Source organism: Clostridium sp. (genome assembly GCF_017888565.1).
GTDB lineage: Bacteria > Bacillota > Clostridia > Clostridiales > Clostridiaceae > Clostridium.
Genome location: NZ_JAGHFX010000070.1, coordinates 1 through 5,043, shown reverse-complemented (window position 1 = coordinate 5,043; position 5,043 = coordinate 1). Strand labels below are relative to the sequence as shown.

The 5,043-nt window shown below is 29.1% G+C and carries 4 protein-coding genes; 3 read left to right on the top strand and 1 reads right to left on the bottom strand.

Annotation, left to right across the window (positions count from 1 at the left end):
* Positions 1–178, bottom strand: a 178-nt coding sequence (locus tag J7M87_RS20450; RefSeq protein WP_365845676.1) for a helix-turn-helix transcriptional regulator, incomplete at its 3' end; no start/stop codon positions are given.
* A gap of 214 nt (positions 179–392) precedes the next feature.
* Between J7M87_RS20450 and J7M87_RS13915 the strand changes: the two genes are divergently transcribed.
* The 3 genes from J7M87_RS13915 (at position 393) to J7M87_RS13905 (ending at position 4,636) form a co-directional block, all read left to right on the top strand.
* Complete coding sequence (locus J7M87_RS13915; RefSeq protein WP_291651721.1) at positions 393–983, top strand: DUF4355 domain-containing protein; 591 nt, start codon at positions 393–395, stop codon at positions 981–983.
* Between the two features lie 3 nt (positions 984–986).
* Positions 987–1,844: a phage major capsid protein gene (locus tag J7M87_RS13910; RefSeq protein ID WP_291651719.1), complete on the top strand. Its 858-nt coding sequence runs from the start codon at positions 987–989 to the stop codon at positions 1,842–1,844.
* A 434-nt stretch (positions 1,845–2,278) separates the two neighbouring features.
* Entirely contained in the window at positions 2,279–4,636 is a 2,358-nt protein-coding gene (locus tag J7M87_RS13905) for a DEAD/DEAH box helicase family protein (protein WP_291651716.1), read from the top strand.
* The last annotated feature ends 407 nt before the right edge of the window (positions 4,637–5,043 follow it).

The window sequence follows — 5,043 nt, the reverse complement described above, 5'->3', positions numbered from 1 at the left end:
GTAACGTTACTGGTACTTCTAATATTTCTGCTATTTTAATTAATACATCGTGTTTAGGCTCTCTTTGATTATTTTCATATCTTCCGACTGACATTTCGGTAATTCCTAATTTATCAGCTAATTCTTTTCTGCTCATTCCTTTTGATTCTCTTATTTTTTTTATATTTTCTCCGTACATTAATATCACTCCTTACTATATCTTAATAAAATTATACTACCTCCTTAACCAAAATGGAAGATGTTTTTCGTTTTTATTTTTACAAAGTCGCTAATTGACTTTAGTATTGAAAAGATGTATTATACAACTATAAACCATATTGGTTGGTAAAGGCGTTTGCATTCAATAAAAGTCGTAGGTGTAAAAAGTCTATGGTGAAAGGAGGAAATTGAAAATGGAAGTGCCAAAAGAAGTAGATGAAACAGAAGTAACTGAAATTGAAGAAGGGCAAAAGTCAACTAAAAATAACGAAGTTGGTGAGATAACCCTAGAGCAATTCAAAACTGCAATAGAAAGCAATTTAGAAATAAAAGGCTATTATGATAGCGTTGTAGATAAAACAGTCAATAAAAGACTTGATAAGAGCATTGAGTCATGGAAAGAAAAGAATTTAAATAATTTAATTGAAGAAGAAATAAACAAAAGGTATCCACCAAAAACAGAAGCAGAAATAAAGTTAGAAGAAATAAATAAAGAACTTGAAAGAGCAAACCAAGAAAAACAACAACTGGAATTAAGAATGAAATATCAAGAATTATTAATAAAATCAGAAATACCAGTTGAATTGGTTGATTTTGTAGCTGGTAAGGATACAGAAGAAACAATAAAAAATATAGAAAAGTTCAAAGAGTTGATGGTTAAATACGTTGATAGGACAGTTGATAACAGATTTAAACAGTATTCATATGTTCCGGGAAATAATAATTCAATGAGCGTAAATAACCCAATGAGTGACTTTGACCGCATAGTTAAAGGAGTAAGATAATATATGGCAGATGAATTAATTTTAAGTCAACAATTAGATGGAATAATTCCACATGAAATAAGTAATGAAATAGTAAAACAAATAATGGAAGGTTCTATTTGCATGAAATATGCAAAGGTTGAGCCAATGTCAACACCTAAAAAAACAATACCAGTTGTGATTAATGTTCCTGGAGCAACATGGGTTGGAGAAGGGGAAAAAATAAAAGTTGGAAAGCCTTCAATAATTCCAGTAACGTTAGAGGCTAAAAAAATAGCAATAATAATGACAGCGTCAAGGGAAGCTTTATCAGACCCAGTTACAAACTTATTTGAAGATTTAAAGGACGCTATAGCAGAAAGTTTTTATAGTGTAATAGATAGGACTATATTAACTGGAGATACAAAAAATCCATTTAAAAAGACACTGCTTTCAGTTGGAACAACTAGGGGAGTAGATGAAACAGATGACATAATGATTGATATATCTAATACAATGGGAAAAGTTGAAGAAGGTGGATTTACACCTACTGTATTAATTCAAGCACCAGCAACTAAAACTAAGCTTAGAAACCTTAAGACAACAATGGGTACTCAATTAGTTACAGATGTAAATAATATATATTCTACAGCAGTTGAATATACAACTCATTTTGATAGTACAAAAACCCCACTAATTACTGGCGATTTTGATTACTTAAGATTAGGGATATTACAAGATATTCAGTATGAAGTACTTAGAGAAAGTACATTAAGTCTAGAAGATGGTACAAGTATTAATTTAGGACAAGAGGATCTTATGGGGTTAAGAATTACTATGAGGGTTGCTGCTCAAGTGTTAAGGGACGAGGCATTTTCAGTAATAAAACCTAAAATGGAATAAAAACAAAATTTTCACATTTAAATAAACCTCACATAAAGTCTTTAACAATAAGTTTTTAAAGTGGGGTTTTACAAATTACAACAAATAAAACTCACAATATATAACTTTTTTGGTTGAAAAATAACTAAAAGATACGGTATCATTATTTTAAGAAATGATACTAGGAGGAGTTAATAATGAAAGAAAACAACACAAACTGGTATATTTTTAAGTATGAGTTATAATAAATTTAAAATATAAAAAAAGACCTCATGCTTTTAAATATACTAGCACTATATTTAAAAGCAACTTAATAGGTAACCGAACTACCTAAAAAGCCTTTGAAGTCATTTAGATGATGTCATTATATCATTTAATTTTAGATTCTTCAAGAGCCTTTTTAGGGTACACCTAGAAGGGCTTTTTCTGATTAAAGAAAGGAAGAATTTAAGAGAATGACAGATGTATTAAGAGTAATCGAAGAATTTAATAATAAGCATAATATAAAAGATGTAATCGAAAGTATTACAGGAGTTCAAATAAAAAGAAAATCTTTATGTTGCCCACTTCATGGGGGAGATAATAACCATGGAGCAAGTATCAATCCAGCAAAGAATATTTTTACTTGCTGGACGAGTGATTGTGGAAGAGGGTTAACACCTTGGAAATTCATATCTAAATATTATAATCTAAACGGCTTTAAAGAAGTTGCAGAAAAAGCCAATTTCTTATTTAATGCCAATATTCCTATTTATGAAAAGAATAGCGTACAAGCCCTAGAAAAGCACCTAGAGGGCGATAAAATTTTAAAGGTGGAAAAATACCTAAGCGAATGTAAATCAAGCCTAGGGGCAGAGATTGAAGAATATAAGCATATTCTATTAAATGCCAATACTGGACTAGGCAAAACTTATGGGTTAATAGATTTATTAAAAGCTAATAAGAGCATGGACTATATATTCCTTTTGGTGCCAACTAGAAGTATTGCCGAGCAGGTAACAAAAGATTACCCAATATTCAATATATTTTATGGAAATGACATTATTCTACCTAAAAGCAGGTACATAGTAAGTACATATCATAAAATACACATGCTAGAAAAAGCAATAGATAGTGAAATTGAAGCTAGAGCAATTCTTGGAGAATTTCCTCCAATGTACACAGTTATTGTTGATGAAGTACACGAATTACAGTCTAAAAGAAAATTATTAGGCAATAAGGCTCGAATGATAGAAAACTTCATAAAGAATAGTGATAATAGCATCTTAATGAGTGCCAATACAAGCTATATAAATAAAACTTATAAGGATAAAGGCTTATTTAACAGATATATTACAGTTGATACTGAAAATATAAAATATAATGCTGATAACTTTAATATTTTAAGGTTACCAAAGGGGAACGACCAAAAGAGAGTATTAACTATTAACCTAATTAAGGACAAGCTACAAGCCTATAACAACGTTATATTTTACGAGGATAGTATTGAGCAATTAAAGGCGTATGAGGGCGAATTAAAGGCGCTAGGGCTTGAATGTATAGTCATTAATTCACAAAACAAGAGCGAAGAGGACGAAGTTGCAGAAGAATACAAGAATATCATAGAAAATAGTAAATTAAATAAAACTATCATTCTAACTACCAGCTTAATTAATGCAGGAGTTAATATCAAATCAAAGAAAGTAGCATTAATAGTAAAGCAGGATAGAAATAAATTTGATATTCAGAAGATAGAGCAATTTCTAGCAAGAGTTAGAACTAATGACAATGATTTAACTTTATTGTTAGGATCAACAGATAAAGAGATTAATAAAAATATAATGCCTTATGAAATGTTTGTTAGAAAGCTGGAAAGAGATTCAGAAAGTACAAGGATATTTTTTAATGAGTATATTTTAAATGAGTATGAGTTAGAAGCAACTCAAGAGATAGTAAAAAATGAATGGAATAAATATAAAACCAATGAAGCTTATGTAACAGTAAAAGACATAATGTTTGTAGAAGATGGGCTTTTAAAGATAGATTATCCAATGTTAATGGAACAAGCTAGGCTTGAATTTGAAAAAGCTAATTACTACAACGATAATTTTATTCTGGAACAACTGGAGAACGTAAAGGCTAGAAATAAGCAGGTAATATATTTAGCACCAGTAACAGTTGAAAAGAAAGAAGTATTAAAAGCAGAAAATACATTTAAAGAAGATTTAGAAATAATATTAAGAGATAGTAAATCATTAACAGAATTTTTAAAGCTGGTAAAAAAAAAAATAAAAGGTACTGAATTGCAGGAAGAACTCTTAAAAGAATTTTACAAGAAATATAACAGAAATAAATTATTTAAAGAATTATTAAGCGATTTAAGAAATGCCATACTACCAGTTGTAGATAATGAAAATATATCTAAAGTAGCAATACTTGTTAATATTATGACTGAATATGCTACAGACAATAGCAAGAAAGAAAGAATTGTATCAATTAAAAATATCAAAAGAGTTGAAATATATAATAAACAAAAGCCTTTAGGAACTAACAAAGAATCAATTAAAGGTACTGGCGACTATGTTTATTATTCAATTAGAAAGAATTTTGATTGTTATGCACTAAAAAATAATCACCCAATAAAAAATAGCGCCTATAACTGGGCATTTAATGACCTAATGGAACTTAGAAAATTAGAACCATTTAACGATAAATATTTCATAGATGAAGATAAAAAGAAATATAAAATTAAAGATATTGAACATGAGTTAGAAAGTTGTGTAAAGGCTATTTATGAAATAACAGAAAGAAATTATATAATAGGACTTAAATAAGAGGGATTAATTCCTTCTTATTTTTTTAATTTTAATTCGGGGGTAACTCACCCCCGATTTTTTTTAACTAAAAATGCTTATAAATGTGATAACCACGCCATTTATGGCGATTTGGTACCATTTAATTTTTGGAACCAAACCCTATATATATGGTTCCAACTTTTTTGGTTCCAACTTTTTATTTTAGTCGCAAAAAAAGTGCGATAAGTCTATCGCAAAATTTAGACTTGTGAAAATGCCTATAAATTAGACAACCATGCCATTTATAGCAATTTAGTACCATTTATTTTTTGGAACTAAATCCTTATATATATAGTACCAAAGTTCCAACTTTTTAATTCTTAATTATTCTGTGAAAGTAGAGTTTCGTGACACGATAAAATATGATGTGTAAGTTTTCTATATTG